The sequence below is a fragment of the Amycolatopsis mediterranei genome (assembly GCF_026017845.1).
In the GTDB taxonomy this organism is placed as follows: domain Bacteria; phylum Actinomycetota; class Actinomycetes; order Mycobacteriales; family Pseudonocardiaceae; genus Amycolatopsis; species Amycolatopsis mediterranei.
Window position 1 is genome coordinate 8,381,887 of the sequence record NZ_CP100416.1, and the last position, 19,775, is coordinate 8,401,661.

A 19,775-nucleotide genomic window follows, 5' to 3' on the forward strand; every position below is an offset into this window, starting at 1 on the left:
GCGGTCACTCCACGCTCGAGGTCAGATCGATCCCGGCGCCACTGCCCCGCGCCGGCGGACGTCCACGTCGCGGCAGCGGGGCCGGCTGCTCGATCTGCAGGACGTCGAGGATCCGGTCGTCCAGGTCCTCGAGCTCGTCGAGAACCTCGCCGATCGGGCGGCGGGCGAGGTTGGCGTCGAGCGCCTCGTCGACGGCGTCGTTCCATTCGGGGTGGTAGTGCTCGGCGAACTCGTCGTCGACGTGCAGGCCGCGGATCTTGAACGGCGTCGTGCGCTGGCCGCCGAGGGTGACGGTGACGACGTGGTGAAACTGCTCCAGCTCTGTCACCGTCGCCGGCTGCACCAAGCCACCGAACTCGCGAGCGACGGTCCGAGCGCCGTCGATGGCCGCGGCGGAGGTCATCAGCAGCGACTGGTTCTGCAGCAACGCCCTACGGGTCTCCGCCGAGAGCCGGTCGGGCATTTGGTTCATCGCGTGCAGCGCGACCTGGTACTTGCGCAACTGCTCCAGGATCGCGGCGAGGTAGCCGCGAGAGGCGCCGTCGACCGCGGCGAGCTCGTCGACGAACGCGTCGCACCTGCGCCGCTTCTCGACCGGGGTGTCGGCGCGCGAGCGGCCAGCGCGGAACAGGTCGTAGATCATGAACGAGGTGATCAGCTTGTTCGTCTCGCCGGTGCCGGTCGTGCAGACGAACACGATCCGCCCGGTGTCCATCGCCTTACGGACGTCGTAGGTCGTCACTGAGGAGCCGAGGAACGCCGAGAGGGTGGGGCTGGTCCGGAGGCGGTTGATGATGTTGGTGACGACGGTCGTCGCGTCCGGGGCCAGCTTGGGAAACGAGTCCGTCCAGTACCTGCGCACGGACGGCTTCAGCGCCGGCAGGATCGACTCCCGCCAGGTCTCGTCGTCCAGCAGCGTCGGGATCTGGAAGATCGTCGGCGCGCAGTCCGCCGGGACCCGCATCGCGAGGTAGCAGAGGGCCTCGCAGGCCTTGGTGAGGATCGACTTCGCCCGTGGCGCCGCGTCGCCCCAGCCCAGTGCCGCTGCGAAGGAGGTCACGACGGCGTCGACGCGGTCCTCGATGTCGGACTCGGTGAAGCCCTGCATGCTCAATGGGTTCCAGCCAGGCAAACGCTTGCCCCGGCCGCGGACGTCGAGATTGACCTCCCACAGTCGCGCCCGCAGCGCCGGGTCGGAGAGGTAGGGCTTGGCACGTTTCCAGCCGTCAGCGTGCGGGTCGAGGAACCAGACACCGCCGCCGAGCCGGGCGATCTCGATCGCCTGAGCCAAGGCTTCCTCGGTCTTCCCGAAGCCGGCCTTGCCGAAGCGGGCGGAGAACAGCAGCTCGCGCAGGGGCACGCCGACCATTCGCTCGTCGCCGTTGACGTCGGTGACGTAGCCGAGCCGCACCAGCCCTGTCCCTGGCCGGTACGTGGGGATTTCCCGTGGTGCGGGAAGCACCCAGCCGCGGCTGCGGGCGATCGCCGGTGACTGGCAGCGCCCGGACGGCGGCTTCAGCAGGCCGGCGATCTCGCTGGTCGTCACCAGCGATCCCGCTCGCGGTTTCGCCAGCCCCGTCCGGAAGCGCCGGTCGAACCGTCGGCGCACCAGCACTGTGTCGGCGCCGAAGTGCCAGCCGAAGATCCGCGGGCCACGCACGCGCCAGTAGTTCTCGCCGCGGAAGACGTCAAAAGCCCCGATGACGCTTCGCAGGTGCGCCTGCGCCCGCCCCGGGATTTCCGAGACACACCTGATCAGGACCTGGATGGCGAACACCGGCTCGTCGGTCACGAACTTGTTCGTCACCCGTTGAGGGGACGGTGTCGCATTTCGTGGACGGCCGCTCGCCTGCGTGCGCGCGATCGGTAAAAATTCTCCGAGCAGTTCCACTGCAAGGTCGGCAACTATGCCGAGCGGACTCACACCGTTTCCCACAGAATGCGGCGCGGCACGGTGAGCCAGGTGCCGGATGCGCGCCGGCGTCAGCGGGATGAGGTCAAGGCAGGCCTGCACCGATTCACCGAGATCCGCCCGGACGTCACCCAGCGCGTTCGCCAGCGTCTGAAGTGGATCGTCCGGCCGGATCGGCAACGCACGCAACGGAAGATGCCCAGGCCGTGCCAGTACGAGCTCAGCCCGAGCCACGTGCAGGTCCGGCTGCGACAGCTGACGGTGCACGGCGGGTTCTCCTCCCATGAACGGCAAGATTGGTGACTCTCACCACCAGTCACGGGAGGTGCCGGACGGTTTTGATGCAGTCGACGAAGGGGGTGAATTTTCCTTTCCGTCGACACTGTGGATACACTCAGTCGAAGGACGTCGCGCATTGTGCAACGCTGCACAGCTCGCGTTCTTGGTCGCACCCCCACCCCGAGGAGCATTCAATGGCCCAGAAAGTGCTCGTCGAGATCCTCGACGACATCGACGGCAGCGCCGCCGCCCAAACCGTGCAGTTCGGCCTGGACGGCGTGACCTACGAGATCGACCTCTCCGACGACAACGCCACCGCCCTGCGCGACGAACTCGCCCGATTCATCGGCGCCGGACGTCGTATCGGCGGCCGCCGGGTCCGGGTCGCGACCGGCCAGTCGACGGCGACCACCGCGTCCGACCGCCAGCGTAACCAGGAGATCCGCGCGTGGGCCAACGCGAACGGCTACGAGGTCTCCGAGCGAGGACGTCTGTCCTCCGAAGTGGTCTCCGCCTACGAGCAGGCCCAGGTGGCCGAGGCGGCAACTCCGGCGCCGACGCCGCGAAAGCGCTCTCCGCGGAAGAAGACCGCCGCCTGACGCTGTCCGCGATGGCCAGCAGATCACCGGGGAGAGATCACCGCTGTCGTCCCGTCGGCGGCGAGGAGACATCACCCTCGCCGCCGACGGAGGACGGTTCACCCTCTGACGTCGCCCGCCGGATCTCAACGTCGGGGTAGACGAGCTTGTTGAGCACGCCGGTCACCGACTCGCGCCCCTCCACACTCATCACCATCTTCCCGAACTCCGGGTCCGTGCCGAACCGGATCCGCACCCCGACTGCGCCCTGCGGCACCCACCCGTGCACCGGCCGCACCCGCCCGAGCTGGTGCGCGAAGCCGACGACGGCTTGCGGGGAGGGATCGAAGCCGGCGGTCGGCAGGAGGTCGAACCGGACACGAGAGCGGAGGTGGTGGGAACGAAGGTGTCGGTGGAGGACGAAGACCGCGATCAGGATCGCGACCGCGGCGGTGGTCACCCACCACACCGCGCCGCTCGTGAGGACGTCGCCTAGACGGAGCGCCTTCGGCGCGCTGGTTCCCAGCATGGCCTGACGGCCATGCGTACCGGGGAACATGTCAGCATTAAGAGCAACGGTGAAAAGTGTCGCCCGAGCGGCAGATGTGTCGTTCCCGCCATCAACAGCGAACGCTTCCCCAACGTCGGGGCCAACGACAGGATGCTGGGCAGAATCGAAAGTCTCCGACACGAGTCCTCCTCGATCAATGGCTCATCGGGAGCAGTCACGTCAGCTTTCACCCGATTTCCATTCGTCGACGGCCTGGCCGCTCGCGAAAGCAGTAACAGCGTTGGCGTCCGTTGTGACCGATGAGTGCCGGGATGGCAGCTGGGCCCAGCGAGCGTGGAGGCACGACCATGCGTAGCCGCACCGGCGCGTGCAGCGCTTCCTGGCCGACTCCGAACAGGCAGTCCGTCCGACGGGTGACCTGATCGCCGAGGCCCGGGCGCTCACGGCCGACGACGACTTCAAGGAGGCTGTCGATACTGCTCCCGCACGACGGTCGGGCGATTCCGGCGCTGGCTGAGATACCACGAGGAGTGGGCGGACCGTCGGCACTGGAGTCCTTTCAACCGTGAGGTTCGTAGGGCCCACCTCCAGGCCGCGCTACGGTGGAGGGAGAGGTCGCTTGTTTCCGGTCTCATCAAACAGCCGCGGACCTGGCCCGCTTCCACCAGCGTCGCCTCGACTCCTTTCCTGCCTCGCTCATCGGTGGACTGCGCTCCTACCGTACGCACGACACCGCCGTCCAAGCACGGAAACAGCTCGTGGAGGCCACCCGCCACCGGAACGGGACGCAATCGTCGCGCTCATGAAGCGCAGGTCTTTGACACCACCGCCTACCCGGTTCCACAAGCTCTTCGTCAACCCCCCCAAGGCGGTGCTCGACGGCTTGCGCGCCACCGGCCCGCCGCCAGTCGACGAGCTGGCTTGGTGGACCACGACACCGCTGGGTGACGTGCCTGCGACGGCACTACGGCACGCCGCGGCACACCGTCCCGGCGTTCTCCAGGCCGGCATGGTGTTCGCCGCGCTGATGGACGCGGGCCCCAGAGTGGAGGGCTGGGCGCGGTTCGCCCTGCACACCAGCTCGCCCGCGCCTGAGGAGTTGCGCCTGGCAGCGGACGACCATAAGGACGCCGCACCACCCGCGCTGCCTCTCGACGGCGCGTCCTGGAGCATCACCGTGTCCCAGGACCTGATGAGCTGCCTGCGGCTCTTGCCACTCATGGCTGCTCTATTCGGCATGACTTTCATCGCTTACGTGGGCTCGGCCGCGGTGCCGACTGTGGCGTCGCCGTCAATGAAGGTGGCCAGTGCGATTGGTCCGTGGTCTCAGTACCAGCCCAGCTCAGCCAGCTGTTTCGCGGCTTTGCCCACGGGCCAGAAGCTCACCTTGTCCAACCGGTCCGACTCGGTCCGGAATTTGAAGCCGCGACTGTACAAGCCACGCACCCGACGTACGCCAGTCACCTCGGCGCGGGCGATCCGGATCGGCACAAGGACCTTGACGCGCAACTCGATCTGGTCTCGGCTGACCAGCAGGCTGGCGAACGGCCACGTCACGCTGACGCCGTTGACGATGGCCCCGCCCCGCAGGACGAGGTCGTAGTCCTCATCCCCCAGCGCGGTAATCCGGCGCGCATACTCCGGGGCCGGCGGCGGGACCTGGCCGACACCTCCGGTCTTCTCCCGCCACCGGACCCCGACGAACACCGTCGTCACCAAAAGAGCGCAGATCCCCAGCAGGACGATCCCCATCTCCGCACCAGGGCTCATCGACGTTTCTCCCGCATCACCGGCGAAGTATCTCAGTCGAACAGACTCGTCAGCCAGTTCCAGACCTTCGGGATGCTGAACGACGCCGACCACGTGTCGGACACGCCGCCGTGTACCTCGGCCGGAAACGGCAGCCCCTCGGCGCCCACGCCGCCGCTCAGCTCCCCGACATACACCGGACGACCCTGGCTGTCGGTGCCCCAGGAGAAGTCCGCCCCGCCGAAGTAGGGTGCACCGGCGCTAAAGCCCGCCGTGCAGAACAGGCCGTTCAAGTCCTTGATCTGGTCGGCGTTGCTGCCCTGGAGCCCCACGCCGGCGCCGAGCCCGGGAGTGGACCCGCCGCCGGCCATCGTGCCGGTGACGCCCAGATCGCCGTGGCCGTCGATCTGGATGCACACCTGACCGGACCAGAAGACGAGACCGCCGAGGTGCGAGGTGAAGCAGATGCCACCGGTCCACAGGCCGGACGGATCCTTCCTGCCGATCGGGTCGCCGTCGGCGTACCCGTAGACGGAACCGGACAGCGGCAATGCCGGGTCGCGGGTGAGGAACTGTCCGGTCGCCGGGTCGTAGTAGCGGGCTCGCAGGTAAAGCAGGCCGCTTTCGGCGTCGGTGTATTGGCCGGCGAAGCCGAATGGCGTCGTCGTGCCGCCGGCGGTGCCGAACGTTCGCACGCCATAGGCGGTATAGGTGGCGGTGTTGGCGACCGTCCCGTCCGCCGCGGTCAGCACCCGGACGCTGCCGAGTTGGTCGGCATGCAGGTAGGTGGGCGTACCGGAGGTGGCGCCGATCTGCTCGATCGGGGTGCCGCCCGGACCGTACAGGTAGAAGTTCGTGCCGTCCGCGAGCAGCAGCGGCAGCCCCTCCACCGTGTCGTAGGCGAACGTGCTGGTGGTCGTGCCGACCTTCTTGGTCGTGCGCAGGCCGTCACCGTTGTAGCCGTAGACGGCGGCGGTCGCGTCGGCGGTGTACGAGGTGAGCCGGTTGGCCTGGTCGTAGGAGTAGGCGGTGGTCCCGGCCACGGTCCGGTTGCCCCGCTGGTCGAAGGTGTACGCCCCGGTCAGCTGGCCCGCCGCGTCGTACGCCTGGGTGGTTCCCGCGTTCGAGGTGAGCTGGCCGGCGCTGTCGTAGGCGTACGCGGTGTCGGTGTCGGTGGTGAGCCGGCCGTCCGTGTCGTAGCCGAAGGCTCGGTCGGCCCCGAGCCCGGCCGACGTCTCGCTGCTCAGCTGACCGGCCGTGTCCCACGTGTCGGTCAGGCTGCCCAGCGTGGTGCCGCCATTCGCCAACGTGATGCCGGTGGTCCGGCCGGGAGCGTCGTGGCCGATCGTCGTGGTGATGCCGTTGGGAACCGTCGTCGTGGCGAGCCGGCCGCCGCCGTCGTAGCCGAAGGTGCTGGCGCCGCCGAGCCAGTCGGACACGCCGGTCAGGGAGCCGTCCCCGTCGTAGGTGCGGGTCACGTTCTTGCCGTTGGGGTAGGTGAGGGTGGTGACCCGGCCGGCCGGGTCGTAGCCGTATCCGACGGTCTGGCCCGCCACCGACTGGCTGGTGAGCCGGCCGAGGCTGTCATACGCCGAGGTGGTGGTGCCGCTGCCGTCGACGATTGTGGCCGCGAGCCCGCCGGCGTTGTACGTGCGGGTCACCTTGGGCGTGACGCCGTCCGAGTAGGTGGTGGTCAGCAACTGCCCGGCGGCGTCGTAGACGTTGGTGGTGACCTGGTTCTGCGGGTCGGTGGTGATCAGCACCGCGTCGGCGGCGTCGTAGGTGTACGTCGTGACGCGGTTGAGCGGGTCGGTGACCGAGGCGACCCGGCCCAGCGTGTCGGCCCCGTACGAGGTGATCTTGCCGAGCCCGTCGACCCGCGTCTTGACCGTGCCGTCGGGCCAGTAGGTGGTCTGCCGGGTGCTGCCGTCCGGCTGGGTCGCCGTGATCAGCTCGCCGGCCAGGTCGTAGGTGTTGTGGCTGACGCGGCCGAGCGGATCAGTGCTGCTGGTGAGCCGGCCGTCGAGGTCGTAGGCCTGGCTGGTGACCAGCGGACCGCCGGGCGCGGCGACGCTGGTCGAGGTGGGCCGGCCGTTGGTGTCGTACCCGAAAGTGGTCGTGTACGCGGCCGGGTCGGCACCGCTGACGGCTCCTTGCGGGGCGATCGTCGTGATCCGATGCCCGTCCGCGTCGTAGGTGTGGGTGGTGGTGCGGCCCTGCGGTGTCGTGACGGTGGCGACGTTGCCCGCGCTGTCGTAGGTCGTCGTGGTGATCTTGCCCAACGGGTCGACGGCGCCGGTCACGTCGCCGGGGTGCGTGCTGGCGTCGTGTCGGTAGGTCACCGTCTGGTTGGTGGAGGCTGTCGCCGATGTGTAGAGCGGCCGGCTCTTGCTCACCAGGTTGCCCTTGCTGTCGTAGGCGTAGGTGGTGGTGATCCGGGCCGGTCCGACGGACGACGGGTTCGGCTCGGTCTTGGTGAGCGGCTCGTTGAACGCGTTGTAGGTCGTGTCGACTTCCCGGCCGAGGCCGTCGACCTGGGCGGTCGGGTTGCCCTTGGTGTCGTAGGTCGCGGTGGTCCGGTGGGCGTTCGGGTCGCCCGCGGTGGTTCGGGTGGTCTCGGTCGGCGCGAGGGTCGTCTTGTCGTAGGTGTAGTTGGTGGTGACGGCGGCCGCGGTGCCGAAGCCGCGGACGTTCGAGACGCGGATGCCGTACTGATAGATGTCGGCAGTCTGGTGGCCGGCGGGATCGAGGACGACGGTCGTGCCACCGGCGGAGCTGTACGGGTCGCCGGTGTAGACGAAGGTGGTCACCCGGCCCAGCGCGTCGGTCTGGGTGGTGACGCGGCTCTTGGCGTCGTACACGTTGGTGGTGGGGTGCTTGGTCGTCGCGCTTTGCTGTGCTGGGTCCAGCACCGAGGTGACCCGGTGCGCGCTGTCGTACCCGAACGTCGTGACGCCGCCGTCGGGCGCGGTCACGGTGGTGAGGTTGCCTGCCGAGTCGTAGGCGTAGGTGTAGGCGTTTCCGAGCGGGTCGGAGACCTTGCTGATGTGCGTGCCGGTGTAGGTCACCGTCAGCGCCCGGCCGGCGCTGTCGGTCACCTTCGACAGCAGTGCGCCGGCGTAGGTCAGCGCGGTCTTTTCGCCGTTGAGGTCGGCGATCGCGGTCAGGTGGCCCGCCGAGTCGAAGCGCAGGATCTGGGTGGCGTGGCGGGTGAAGGTGTACGTGCCGTCGGCGTTCTTGACCAGGGTCGCCTGGACGCGGGCGGGAGCGGTGTAGGTGCCCGAAGAGTTGGTGAACACCACCTCGGCACCGTTTTCCTGGCTGACCGTGATGGCGCCGGTGGTCGCGTTGGTGATCAGGCGGGCGCCGTAGCCGGTGTGCCAGCCGTAGCCGAGCGGCCCGTCGTCGGCAGCCATCACGGAGTTGTACGACCGGGCCCAGACGAGGCCGGGACCGCGGCCGGCTACCGACAGATCGGTGTACCTCTCGTGGAACGCCCCGGACGAGGTGTCCACCGGGTCACCGCCCGAGCCGGTGCCGGACTGCACGAGCGGGCACGGCAGGCACGGGTTGCCGTCGCCGGGAAGCTGCCGGGGCGGCACCGCGCCCGCGGCGGGGATCGTGCCGCCCGCCAGCGCGTATGCGCTGTTGTAGTTGGCGGCCACCGCGATCACCGAGGTCAGCGTGCTGACCACCACCGGCGTTTTCGCATTGGTCGTGGTGCCGTTGCCCAGCTGGCCGTTGGAGTTGCTGCCCCAGGAACGCGCCGTGCCGTCGGCACGGGTCGCGTAGGCCGAATGGCCGCCCGCGGCGATCGCGGCGATGCCGGTCAGGCCGCTGACCTGAACCGCGACGGCGCTCTGTGTGGTGCCGCCGTTGCCCAGCTGGCCGTAGGAGCCGTCACCCCAGCTCCACACCGTGCCGTCGGATTTGAGGGCGTAGCCGTCGGAAAGGCCGCCGGCGATCGCGGTCGCTCCGGTGAAGTTTTTCACCTGCACGGCGGTGCTGGTGTTGGCGGCGGTGGACCCGTTGCCGAGTTGGCCGCTGGCGTTGTCGCCCCAGGACCACACCGTGCCGTCGGACTTCACCGCGTACGCCGTTTCGGAGCCACTCGCCGCGGCGATGGCACTGACGCCGGGCAGATTCTTGACCTGGACGGGCGCGAGGCGGGTGGTCGTCGTGCCGTCACCGATCTGGCCACTTGAGTTGATGCCCCACGACCACACGGTGCCGTCCGACTTGAGCGCATAGCCGTTCCCGCCCGAGCCCGCGATCGCCGTGACGCCGGTCAGCGAGCCCACCCGCACCGGGGTGTGGCTGTCGGCCGTGCCGCCGTTGCCGAGTTCACCGTCGTAGCCGTTGCCCCAGGCCCAAACGGTGCCGTCGGACTTGAGCGCGTAGCCCGTGAACGAGCCGCCGGCGACCGCGATCACGTTGGTCAGCGTGCCGACGCGGACCGGTGTCGAGCGGTCGGTGGTGGTGCCGTCGCCGAGACCGCCGTAGGTGTTGTAACCCCACGCCCAGGCGGTGCCGTCGGATTTGACCGCGTACCCGGTGTACAGGCCGGACGCGATCGCGGTGCTCGAGGTCAGCCCGCTGACCTGGGCCGGCGTCTTGGCGTCGATCGTGGTTCCGTTGCCCAGTTGGCCCATCGCGTTGTAGCCCCAGGACGCGACAGTACCGGTGCCGTTGAGGGCGGTAGGAGCCGCAGGAGCCGCCGGGATGGCGGAACCGGGTTGCGGGGCGCTGCGCGATTGGTCGGCCGCTTCCCGCAGAATCGGTCTGGCCTACGCCGACGCCGGTACGACGGCGACACTCAAGGCGGCGACAACGGCCGTCACCAGGGCACGGCGCAGCAGGAATGGGTTGACAAGACGAAACATGCACTTCCCCCAGATGAGCAGCAAGCTACGTTGTCGCTCCACAACGTAGCATTGACGAACTTGCGGATGTCAATGGAGAAAAGGAAAACGAAGCACAACGCCGGGAATTTTCAGAATATGGTCGCGCCAGGACGGCAAGCTGACCGGAATCGCCTTCAGCGTGCCCTGCAGGATGTTCGAACCGCACTCGACAAGGGGAGGCCCAAAGGGGAACTGGGTGGTGCGGATCCCAATGTGCTCGAACTGGGCTTACGAACCAAGTGGACGTATTCGTCTGATTCAGGACGATCACGACAATCCGCACTGGCATCCGGCGCAGTCGACGGCTGCAGGGTTGCTGGACGCGTGCGCGCAGGCAGGCGCAGCGAGTTCCACACCATGAGAACGAAGGAACTACCGAGTGAGCTTGAGGATGCTTAGCGCCCGTGGTCGATGGCGAACGACACGGGATCACCGCCACCGAGACCACGGCAAGAATCCCCGCCGGAATGCGGCCAGAGGCGCGAGAAAGCCGGCCGACAATGCGACGTAACATGCCCAGTCTTGGAGACTAGTACCTCCGCGCACGACGGCCCGAATCCCGAAATAACGCTAAAGACGGCAATTCCGACGTTATTCACGATGGCCGGCCTCTACCGAGACCCCGCCGGCCGCGCGGCTCCGAAAGCCTTGCCGATCGCATCGACTCTGACGGGCGTGCCGAAGTCCGGCGCGTTGATCATCGAACTGCCGGACAGCGCGAGCCCGACATGTGTAATGCGTCCCGGACCATTTCCGAAGAAGATCAGGTCTCCCGGTTGCAGGCGATCGAGAGCGATCCGAGATCCGGCGTTGTACTGGGTTTGCGCTGTCCGCGGCAGGTCGATCCCAGCTGCGGCGTAGACCGCCTTGGTCAGGCCGGAGCAGTCGAATCCGCGGTCACCGTTGGCGGGACCGTCACCACCCCAGACGTACGGCAAACCCAACTGATCGCAAGCGAATTCGATCGCGGCTTGGACCGTCCTGTTGGGCGCACGTACCGCGCCGCAGTTGTATTTCTGCGCTTGGTCGAGAACCTTTCGCACGTACCACTCGGCGTGGTTGTAGGCGAAGATCGCGGCGTGCAGGTCCCGGCCGTCGCGGGCGCCGGAATCGCAGAGGTAGGCCGCGGCGGCGTAGATCGCGTCGTGCGGGTTGTACCGCGAGGGCGGGTGCGCGCCGCCGGGCGGGATCGGGTGGCGGGCGACGACGCTGTCGAAGGTGGACTGCAGGAACTGCATCGGGCCGCCGGCTTTGGCGCTGTTCTCCCCGCTGTGCACGCCAGGCAGCGGGGAGCGGCCGTGGTCGGTTTCGATCTTGCCGATGGCGGCGGGGATCGACCAGTCGAGCCCGGGGCAGGTCTGGGCGGCTTGGCGGTAGAGGGCGAGGTAGTCGGGCGGGATGTCGGCCACCGCACCGTCGCCGGGAGCGGAGGCCGAGCTGGTGTCGCCGGCTCCGGTGAGCGTGGTGAGCAGAACGACGACGATCATGACGCAGATCGCGGGCGGCCCGAAGAGCAGCAACACGGCCAGGCACCCCCAGCGCCCGGGATGCTCACGGACCTGGTCCCGCGCGATCTCGGCGGCGCGCAGGGCGATCAGCGGGTTCATCGTCGGTCTCCGGAGTTGCCGAGCCGGTCGCGCAACCGCTGCGCCCACGGAACGGGTGGCGGCAGTATCGCCGGCGGCAGGGGCGTCTCCGCCTGCTGCGCCGGTGGCTTCGGGAGGACCCCGCGACCGCGGGCTACGGCGGCGAGGTCGGTGCCGGTGAACTCCGGTGTCCGGCCGGTGGCCGGTGGCCTCGCCCCGGTGAGCTCGGCCTCCCGGTATGTCGAAGGGCTTGGCTTCTGCCGGTCCGTTCGGTCGCTGAGTGCGGTGAGCACGGTGGTGGCCGCGTGCCACGCCGGTACTGCGCCGGTCGCCGTACCGAGGTTGCCGGCGTAGGCGGCGGTGTAGGTCTTCGCGGCGTCGGCGCGACGCACCAACGCGGCTTTGGCGACACCGGCCTTCGCGGTGAGCGCCGTCTGCGCGCGTTGCGCGGCTTGCGGCCACGAGACCGGCGCCCCGACGGTGTACTTGAGTGCCTTCCCGCCAGCCTGCCCACCGGCGCGGCCCGCGGTGACCAGCCGCTCCTTCAGGCGTCCAACCGGCGCGAAAGTCTCCGCGAACGCCGACGTCCCGGCCTTGACCGTCCGGGCCAGCCGATCCGGACCGGCCGGAACGATCGGTGTCGGCAACGCCTTCGGGGCACGCCGGGGTCGGCCCAGGCGTTGCAGCCGGGAGCTGACCTGGCCCCGGACACGCTGAAGGTTCGCGGCGAGGCGTTTGCGGAAGAGGAAGCCGGAGAACACGACGAGGTCGATGACGGCGAACCGGACGAGCTGCGGGCCGAGGTCGGCCAGCATGAGCGTCCGGAGCAGCACGGTCATGACGGCGAGGAAGGCCATGCCGGCCAGGAGCTTGGCGATGGTGGTGGCGATGGAGCTGACCCGGTAGGCGAGCTGGTGCTGCATCGAGGGCACCAGCGCGGCGACCAGCGCGAGCGCGAGCAGCAGCCCTTCGAACAGCAGCAGGTACGGGGCGAGGACCTGGACGGTGTTCAGGCAGATCACCAGGATCGCGAACAGGAGCATCGCGATCGCGTACAGCCAGGCTCCGAGGGCACGGTCGCCGTCGGCGACCTCGTTGTACTTGCCGTAGTCGCCAGGGCAGCCGTCGAGCTCGCGGGCCGGGGTGCTGTCGTCCTTGCCCGACCAGGGCCCGTCGTCGAGGACCTTCTTGACCGAGTACTGGCAAGCCCCGGAAATGCCGTTGACGCGGCTGATCGGGGTGCCGTAGTTGAGCGTCTCCCACGGAGTGACCAGCAGGTTGTCGATGAACGCCTGGCCGATCGGCGCGGCTGGGTTGCCGGTGCCGCCGGGCTGCTGGCCCATGATGACGCTGGAGACGTCGGTGCCGAGATCGCGGCTGAGCGAGAGGACACCGTCGTTTCCGATGAGGACGTCGACGGGGTGGGTGAGGATCGCGATGGCAAGGACGTTGACCGCGATGGTGGACGCGGTTTCCCGCCAAGCCCGGGTGGTCAGTCCGCGGGCGAACAGCAGTCCGAGATAGCAGGTGGCGATGAGCAGCGCGATCTCGCGCAGCTTCAGCTCGCCGATGACCGAGGTCCGCCAGATGCCCTCGAGGTCGCGGGCCGGTGTTTTGATCCAGTCGAAGACCTGGGTGGAAGAGGCCCATTCGGTGAACCAGACCGAGAACCCGACCGCGTACTTGCCGGCGGCGAAGCCGATGTTGCCCAGCCACAGCCAGATCGCCGGCATCGGATTGTCGAGTAGCGAGGGCAGGTTCGCGAAGAGGTCGTAGTTGTGCAGGTCGCGGCCGTAGCCGTCGTCGATGCTGAAGATGCCACCGAGGTGGACGTGGTGCCCGGGGTCGTCCTGCAGGGGCAGCGGAGGTGCGGCTGGATCAGGTTTCGGCGGTGGCGGCTGGTTGCCGGGGATCCACAGGCAGGTCGGGTAGGGCTCGCACGGATTCTGCGTGTGTGGTGTCGTCGGTAACGGTGGCGGATTGGTGGGGTTCGGCGGTAATGGCAGTGTCTGGCCGCGCGCGGCTTGCGGCGTCAGCAGTCCGATAAGGACGACGACTGCGGAGATCGCGAGTGCGCGGGTTCCGCCGGTCCTCAGTCTCATCACGGCCTCCTGCCCGGGTGTCCCTGTGAGACACGGCTCCGGAGGACGACCTTCAATGCGCCCGATGGCCCCGCGAGACGTCAGGTGTGGTCAGGACGGCGTCCGGCAGCGTGCGGTAGGGCTGGGTCAGGACCTTGACCTTGCCGATCCGTCCACTGTGGTCACGCACGAGAAATTCGCCCGCCCGCGCGCGTCGCTCCTCCTCGCCGCCGGCGGGGTTCAGCGGTGAGAGGTCCTTGGTGACCACCTCGTGGTAGCGGGCGTCGGCGGGGTCGACGCCGAGCCAGGCCAAGCCGCTGCGGGCGAGGCCGTCGTCGCGGTGGCGGCCGAGGAACCGCACTGCGATCAGGCCGCGCAAGACGTCGTCGCCGAGGTCTTGCGGTGCGTGGGAACCGAAGGCGGCGTCGGCGCCGTGTTTGCGGCCGTCGCGGACGAACTCCAGGGCGATCTGCTGGCCTTCGGGGGTGCCGGTGACGTTGTAGGCCTCGTCGCAGATGAACTCGCCCCACCGCCCCGGACTGAAACAGATCTCCTTCGCGATCGCGGCGATGAGCAGGTGGAAGGCGCGGCCGAAGAGCTTGCGCGGCGGGATCCGGGCGGCCATCCGCTCGTTGCTCATCTCCAGCGCGCTGGGCAGCGGGATCTCGTTGGTGCAGAACACGACCATGTCCGCGCCGAACAAGTCGACCGGGGCGAGGTCGGGGTCGAAGATCGGGCGGGTGATCGGGTCGCGCCGCAGCCGCTCGAGCCGGTCCGCCAGCGCACGGGCGGCCGGGTCGCGGGCGCCGTGCTTGCGGAGTGTGTCGACAAGTCGGTTGCTGGAGGTGTCCGTGCGGCCGCTGACGTCGTCGAGGCCGCGGCCGAGAGCGTCCCGTTCGGCGGAGTTGGACTCGAGGTCGAGCCAGGAGGCGAAGAAGGTCTCGGCGATGCCGGTGCTGGATTTGCCGGCGGTGCGGAAGACCCGTAGCGGGTCGCAGGAGTGCCGTAGCTCGGCTGCGGCGGGCCGGTCGTCGAGGCTGGGGTCGATGATGTCGACGATCTGCGCGTTGCCGGGCAGCGCGGCGGCGACGGGTGCCCATTCGCGGCTGCGGGTCCGGTCGATGACGATCACCCGCCCGTCGAGCATCAACCGGACGACCGCGGCGACGTTCTTCAGGATCACCGACTTCCCGGCGCCGAGCTCGCCGATGACGGCGATCCCGCCGGAGGAGTCGTGGGTCGGTCCGTAGGTCGGGTCGAGCAGGAACGGGGTGATCGCGCCGCCGTCGATGGTCAGCCCGAACAGGGCGCCGGTGGGGTCGCCGAAGTCGGTCGCCGAGACCGGCAGCAGCATCGCGGCATCGGTGGCGAGGAGGTTCTGGCTGCACTCGCGCACCACCATCGGCGTCCGGCTCCCCGGCAGCATCGCTTGATACAGCTGCCGCTGCCCCCCGAGCGGGCGTTCCCAGCGATACTCGCCGCCGAGGAACGCCTGTCGCAGCGCTTTGGCGCGGGCGTCCGCGTCGCGGGCGGTGGGGCCCCAGACGCAGGCGACGACGCCGACTTCGAGGTCGATCTCGGTGGAGCTGGCGCCGAGGCGGGCGTTCTTGTGCTGGATCTCCTCCTGCGCCGAGATCACGTCCGCCGGGACGCCGGCGGTGTCGCCGGCGTGCTCCTCGTCCTGGCTCATCAGGTCCCGGGTCCGGCGCCGGTTGGCGGCGCGGGCGTCCTCGTTCGAGCGGGCGGCGATCCGTAGCGCGTAGTCGACCCCGAAGCCGATGTCGGCCAGCCGGGCCAGGATCTCGTGCCCGGGGAAGGTGAACGCCCGCGGCATCTCCGCCAGCACGAGGAAGGCTTGGTAGCTGGCGAGCGTGCCATCGTCGTGCGGGGTCACGCACTTGACGAACCGGCGGTTCAGCAGCCCCAGCGGTCCCCAGCCCTGTCGGTCCTCGGACGCGTCCGTCCGGCCACTTTCGTCGAACACGCAACTGCGCAGCGTCATCAGCTGGGCGCGTCCGCTCCCCCGCCGCACGGCGAGGCCGGTGTTGTGGACGGAGTTGGCGTGGTCGAGCTGGGGTTCGTTGACCCCGCGGACGGGGGCGCGGGCGAGCCACCACAGCAGTTCCGCCTCCGTCGCCGGCCGGAACGGGACCGCGCCGCCGAGCTCCTGGGCCGCGACCCGCGCCCGCTCTCGTCCAGCCGCCACCGCAGTCGCCGATGAGGGCCGGGCGGGTATGCCGAGCAGTTCCCCGAGCGCGGCGGCCGTGGCGCGGGCCGTCGTCTGCGCGGTTTCCTTCCAGCCGTGGCCGGTGAGGGGTTTGGCGAGCCAGAAGCTGCGACCGAGTACGTCGAGGTGCTCGAGCTGGTCCCAGGCGTTGTGGACGGTCTCCGCCCAGTGAGGGTTGGCGTCCAGATCGATCCCGTCGAGGCAGCGCTGGACGATCGCGTGCGGCTGGAGCTGCTCGCACAGCGACGCGATCATCACCTCGTCCCGGAGCGACTTCATCAGCGTCACCGTGCGGTCATACAGCTCCCGCAGCTGCCGGCCGGTGGAGCGGGCGCTCTCGTGCGGCAGCACCCGCCACACCGCCCACACCGACCCGTCGACGCAGAACAGCAGGTTGCCCGCCACGTCGGTCACCGGAGACTCCATCACCGCTCCCGAGCCTGGGCCAGCACCTGCTGCAGCGACGACACCGGCACCGCCGGCTCCTCGACCTCGTCGGCCAGATGCACGTACAGCCAGCCGCGGCTGCGCTCCGACCACGCGGGCCGGAACGGACGGCGGCCGAGCATCCCGGCCTGCGGCGCGAGCAGATGGGCTGCGAGCCCGGCGAGCCAGCTGAGCGGGGTCCGGGCCTCGATCCGGGCGCGGCGGAGGAACACCGCCGACAGGGGCAGCCCCCAGCGCGCGGGGCCGAGCCAGTCCAGCAGCGGCAGCTTCCACACCACCACCACCAGAACGAGGAACAGGGTGCCCTGGGTGACGGTGTAGGGGCCGCCGGGTAGGTAGCCGCCGTCGCGGCCGGGCATCCGTCCGAACATTCGCGGGAACCGCCGAGACCGGGTGTAGGAGCGGCCGACCAGGAGCTCGCCGCGGCTCTTCGGCGCGGTCAATGGGTGAACCAGGCGCCGAACATGCCGGCGACCGCGTCGAGGTTGAGCAGGATGCCGAGGAAGATCGCCGCGATCACGCCGTACTTGATCGCCCGGGTGAAGTTCCCGCGAGTGCCGATCAGCAGCCCGATCCCGCCCACGATCGCGGCCAGCAGGATCAGTCTGCGGACGGACTGGTCACCCCAAGCCAGGTTGGTGTCGATCCAGGACTTCACGTCTGCGGCGAGCACGATCATCGGGTTCTCCTCGGCCTTAGCGGCCCGCGGTCAGCGGCGCCGAATCGATGCGGTTGATCTCCCACCGGCCGGCTCGCGCGACCAGGGTCAGCGCGTAGTCGACCGGGGTGTTCTGGCCGGTGGCGTCCCATCCCCAGGCGTGGGTGAAGCTGTGGATAACCGTCCCGTCGACCGGCCTCGCGGCCTGACCGGGCTCGAACTTCTCGTGCGTGCGCACCTCGGCGACCTGCACCGCGGTGTACGGCGCCGGCCGCGGCAGGGCAAGGCTTGCCCCGGGGCTGACAAACCGGTCCAGCTGCCCTTGCCCCGCCAGGTAAGCGGTCAGAAACCCGGTGACTGACTGCCCGACCGGCCCGCCCGAATCCGCGACCTCGTCGTAAGCGAGCACTGCAGCGCCACCGGTACTTGGGCAGGCCACCGGCGAGGGGAGGGCCGCGGCGGCGTAGGCGGCGTCGGTGCTGGTCATGGCGACCTGGGCGCACAGCAGCGTCGCCCTGCGCTTGCCGTCAGGCTGCAGCACCAGGACGTCGGCGACCACCACGACCGACCACACCCCTGGCGTCGGCGAGACCGCCGAGATCACCGCGGTGTCGATCGGGACCTGCGTGCCCACGGCTCGCTGCGACTTAACGCCGCCCGGGTAGAAGGTCTCCAGCCCGGCCGGGTCGTCTCGGCTCGCCGTGAGCCAGGCGCGCACGTACATCTCCGCCCAGCCCGCCGGAGTAACGGAGGGTGCGGGTGCGCCGTCGTCCCGCATCAACGGCGCACCCGCCGGTTGAAGGACGACCAGTCCGGCGATCGTCAGCAGCGGACTGGCCAGCACGGCCAACCACGCCACCCACCGCCCGGCGCGGCGAGTCACACCCCGCAGCGCGGGCTCGACGTCCGCATCGGGCAGCAGCGTCACCAGCGGGCTACTGCCACCACGGCCGCGACGACGAATCACGACTGGACCTCCCGATGCGTGGGCTGCGGGCTGCTGCTTGAAGGCACGCAGCTGCACGGTCGATGTGATTCAGCTGGCCCAGGGCATGTCGCGGCCGGGGAACTCTGCCGCGGCCTCGGCCAGCTGCTCGAACGCCCGGCGGCGGTGGCGGGTGATCGTGGGCTGGCTCAGCCCGATCAGCGCGCCGATCTGCCGATCGGTGGCGACACCGTCGCGGCCGACCGGGTCGCCGAAGTAGCGGGTGATCAGGATGGTGGCGGCGTGCTGGTCGAGCCGCGCTTCCTCTACCGCCCAGGCCAGAAGCTCGAGCAGTTCCTCCGACGCATCCGGCTCGGCGGGCACGGCCGCGAGCGGCCGGTGCACCGGGTCTTCATCCATGCTGACCACGTCGGCGGCGGCCTGGCCGTGGTCGACACCGAAGTCCCGCTGTGCCGCCCGCTGCGTCTCGCGCACAATGTTCGCCGCGACGTGGTTCCGACGTCGAAGCGGGTAGCAGCGGGTCTGCTCCCACAGGTGTCCGATCACGGCCGCCTGGATATCGCGGCTGTCCTCCGAGGCCGAGACACCACCGCCGGTCACGCCACGGCGGACACCGCACGTCCCGCCCGCCGTCCGAATCGCCCGAACCACACGGCCGACGATGCCCGGCACAGCCGGCAACATCGCGTTCACCACCATCTCGGTCGCGGTGACACCCATACCGTCCGAGGACGCGGCATGCACGAGCAGAGCGTGCAGCACCTCGTCGTGGCGGCTGTAGTCGCGGGAAGCCAGGACATCCACCAGTCCCTGATGGCAGGTGATCGCCGACAACGCCGGCTCCTTGGCGGACCAAGCACGCAGCACCTGGTCGAATCGGGTCACGACGCGGGACTGCCGGAACTGGATCTGCAGCATCGTCAACGGGCTGTTCGCAGTGGATCGACTGGTCATGACGCCGGCTCCTTCGCTCGGATGACAAGATCCGAACCAGCGTCTGAACAGGTGTTCGCGCTGTTCCTGGCCCGCGACCTTGCCCCGGCTGGGGAGCAAGCCTCGATTCACACTGACGGGTGACAGCTCACCCTCGGCGCGACCGGAACGACGGACCGCAGCCTGATGACCATGTCGTTCTTATCCGTGGTCACTACAGCGCGGCCCGAAACGCGACTTCGGACTCGGGAGGCGGAGACCGAATGTTTCCGTCATCGCGCAGGGCGGATCGCAGACACGGGCCGGTGCCAGGCCAGACCGTCACCATGCTCTGCGGCGAATCCGGCGCGGCGGAGTTCAGGCTCTCAGGTGAGCGTCGAGACGAGCGCATCCACCAGCAGCGCGAGCCCTGTGAAGATGTCTTCAGACGGCGCAAGGGAATCCTCTCACGCCGCGACCGGATCGGTCGTCGTTGACGACTTTTAGAGCCGGGCTGCGTGCTCCGGCCAGACGACCGTGACCTCGAGCCCTCGGCTCTTTGCTGCCTCGACGACGTCCGCGGTGCCGCCGTGGCCGCCGGACGGCCCGCCGTCCCACACCGCGACCATCTTGTCCACGATGGACAGGACGTGTTCGCTGGCGGCCATGTAGGCGTCGCGGTTCGACTCGGTGAACGGCATCGTGCGGACGCTCGCATCCGCGATCAAGCTGTCAAACTCGGCCGCGTTGTCCGGCTTGACCTTGCGCTCGCGATAGTCCGCTGCCGGCAGTACGACTTCGAGCGTCCCGCCCAGCTCCAGAACGACTCGGGCGAAGACCTGGTCGGCGCCGCGGGCCAGGCAAGTGACACCGACGAGGTCGTCGCGCTGTTCCTTCAGGATTTCGCGGAGCTCGCCGGCCACGAGCTCGGCGGTGGTGTCGGTCAGGTTGGAGTGGCCGGTGATTCCGATGCGCACCACGGAGT

Annotated in this window: 13 protein-coding genes; 1 reads left to right on the forward strand and 12 read right to left on the reverse strand. The window is 69.2% G+C overall.

From position 1 onward, the window contains the following. Nucleotides 1–4 precede the first annotated feature (4 nt). On the reverse strand, nucleotides 5–2,179 hold the full coding sequence (locus ISP_RS37730; protein WP_230468527.1) for a type IV secretory system conjugative DNA transfer family protein: 2,175 nt from the start codon (nucleotides 2,177–2,179) through the stop codon (nucleotides 5–7). Nucleotides 2,180–2,385: 206 nt separating this feature from the next. Between ISP_RS37730 and ISP_RS37735 the strand changes: the two genes are divergently transcribed. Continuing rightward, nucleotides 2,386–2,790, forward strand: a complete 405-nt coding sequence (locus tag ISP_RS37735; RefSeq protein ID WP_013229055.1) for a histone-like nucleoid-structuring protein Lsr2 — start codon at nucleotides 2,386–2,388, stop codon at nucleotides 2,788–2,790. 37 nt (nucleotides 2,791–2,827) lie between these two features. Here the strand turns inward: ISP_RS37735 and ISP_RS37740 are convergent, their stop codons facing one another. From ISP_RS37740 to ISP_RS37790, 11 genes are all read right to left on the reverse strand, one after another. Beyond that, entirely contained in the window at nucleotides 2,828–3,460 is a 633-nt protein-coding gene (locus ISP_RS37740) for a hypothetical protein (protein ID WP_230468528.1), read from the reverse strand. 1,146 nt (nucleotides 3,461–4,606) lie between these two features. After that, the gene (locus ISP_RS37745) at nucleotides 4,607–5,032 is read right to left on the reverse strand and encodes a hypothetical protein (protein ID WP_230468529.1); all 426 of its coding nucleotides are present in this window, start codon (nucleotides 5,030–5,032) and stop codon (nucleotides 4,607–4,609) included. A gap of 50 nt (nucleotides 5,033–5,082) precedes the next feature. Further along, complete coding sequence (locus ISP_RS37750) at nucleotides 5,083–9,807, reverse strand: RHS repeat-associated core domain-containing protein (RefSeq protein ID WP_320109509.1); 4,725 nt, start codon at nucleotides 9,805–9,807, stop codon at nucleotides 5,083–5,085. Between the two features lie 737 nt (nucleotides 9,808–10,544). Further along, nucleotides 10,545–11,540: a C40 family peptidase gene (locus tag ISP_RS37755; RefSeq protein ID WP_013229059.1), complete on the reverse strand. Its 996-nt coding sequence runs from the start codon at nucleotides 11,538–11,540 to the stop codon at nucleotides 10,545–10,547. Continuing rightward, nucleotides 11,537–13,621, reverse strand: coding sequence for a hypothetical protein (locus tag ISP_RS37760; protein ID WP_013229060.1), 2,085 nt, complete (start codon nucleotides 13,619–13,621; stop codon nucleotides 11,537–11,539). Before ISP_RS37760 ends, ISP_RS37755 begins: the two co-directional genes overlap by 4 nt. Before the next feature lie 52 nt (nucleotides 13,622–13,673). Next, nucleotides 13,674–16,241: an ATP-binding protein gene (locus ISP_RS37765; protein WP_014467600.1), complete on the reverse strand. Its 2,568-nt coding sequence runs from the start codon at nucleotides 16,239–16,241 to the stop codon at nucleotides 13,674–13,676. A gap of 11 nt (nucleotides 16,242–16,252) precedes the next feature. Next, entirely contained in the window at nucleotides 16,253–16,633 is a 381-nt protein-coding gene (locus ISP_RS37770; protein WP_230468530.1) for a hypothetical protein, read from the reverse strand. Nucleotides 16,634–16,713: 80 nt separating this feature from the next. Continuing rightward, nucleotides 16,714–16,953 (reverse strand): hypothetical protein, encoded by a 240-nt coding sequence (locus tag ISP_RS37775; protein WP_013229063.1) that lies wholly within the window; start codon nucleotides 16,951–16,953, stop codon nucleotides 16,714–16,716. A gap of 16 nt (nucleotides 16,954–16,969) precedes the next feature. Further along, nucleotides 16,970–17,899, reverse strand: a complete 930-nt coding sequence (locus ISP_RS37780) for a conjugal transfer protein (protein ID WP_235204755.1) — start codon at nucleotides 17,897–17,899, stop codon at nucleotides 16,970–16,972. A gap of 69 nt (nucleotides 17,900–17,968) precedes the next feature. Beyond that, entirely contained in the window at nucleotides 17,969–18,832 is an 864-nt protein-coding gene (locus ISP_RS37785) for a hypothetical protein (RefSeq protein WP_013229065.1), read from the reverse strand. 461 nt (nucleotides 18,833–19,293) lie between these two features. Then, nucleotides 19,294–19,770: a hypothetical protein gene (locus ISP_RS37790; RefSeq protein WP_013229066.1), complete on the reverse strand. Its 477-nt coding sequence runs from the start codon at nucleotides 19,768–19,770 to the stop codon at nucleotides 19,294–19,296. Nucleotides 19,771–19,775 lie beyond the last annotated feature (5 nt).

Coding starts and splice junctions, on each gene's coding strand:
- ISP_RS37735 (WP_013229055.1), top strand. CDS start 2,386: ATGGCCCAGAAAGTGCTCGTCGAGATCCTCGACGACATCGACGGCAGC.
- ISP_RS37745 (WP_230468529.1), bottom strand. CDS start 5,032: ATGGGGATCGTCCTGCTGGGGATCTGCGCTCTTTTGGTGACGACGGTG.
- ISP_RS37755 (WP_013229059.1), bottom strand. CDS start 11,540: ATGAACCCGCTGATCGCCCTGCGCGCCGCCGAGATCGCGCGGGACCAG.
- ISP_RS37760 (WP_013229060.1), bottom strand. CDS start 13,621: ATGAGACTGAGGACCGGCGGAACCCGCGCACTCGCGATCTCCGCAGTC.
- ISP_RS37770 (WP_230468530.1), bottom strand. CDS start 16,633: ATGCCCGGCCGCGACGGCGGCTACCTACCCGGCGGCCCCTACACCGTC.
- ISP_RS37775 (WP_013229063.1), bottom strand. CDS start 16,953: ATGATCGTGCTCGCCGCAGACGTGAAGTCCTGGATCGACACCAACCTG.
- ISP_RS37785 (WP_013229065.1), bottom strand. CDS start 18,832: ATGACCAGTCGATCCACTGCGAACAGCCCGTTGACGATGCTGCAGATC.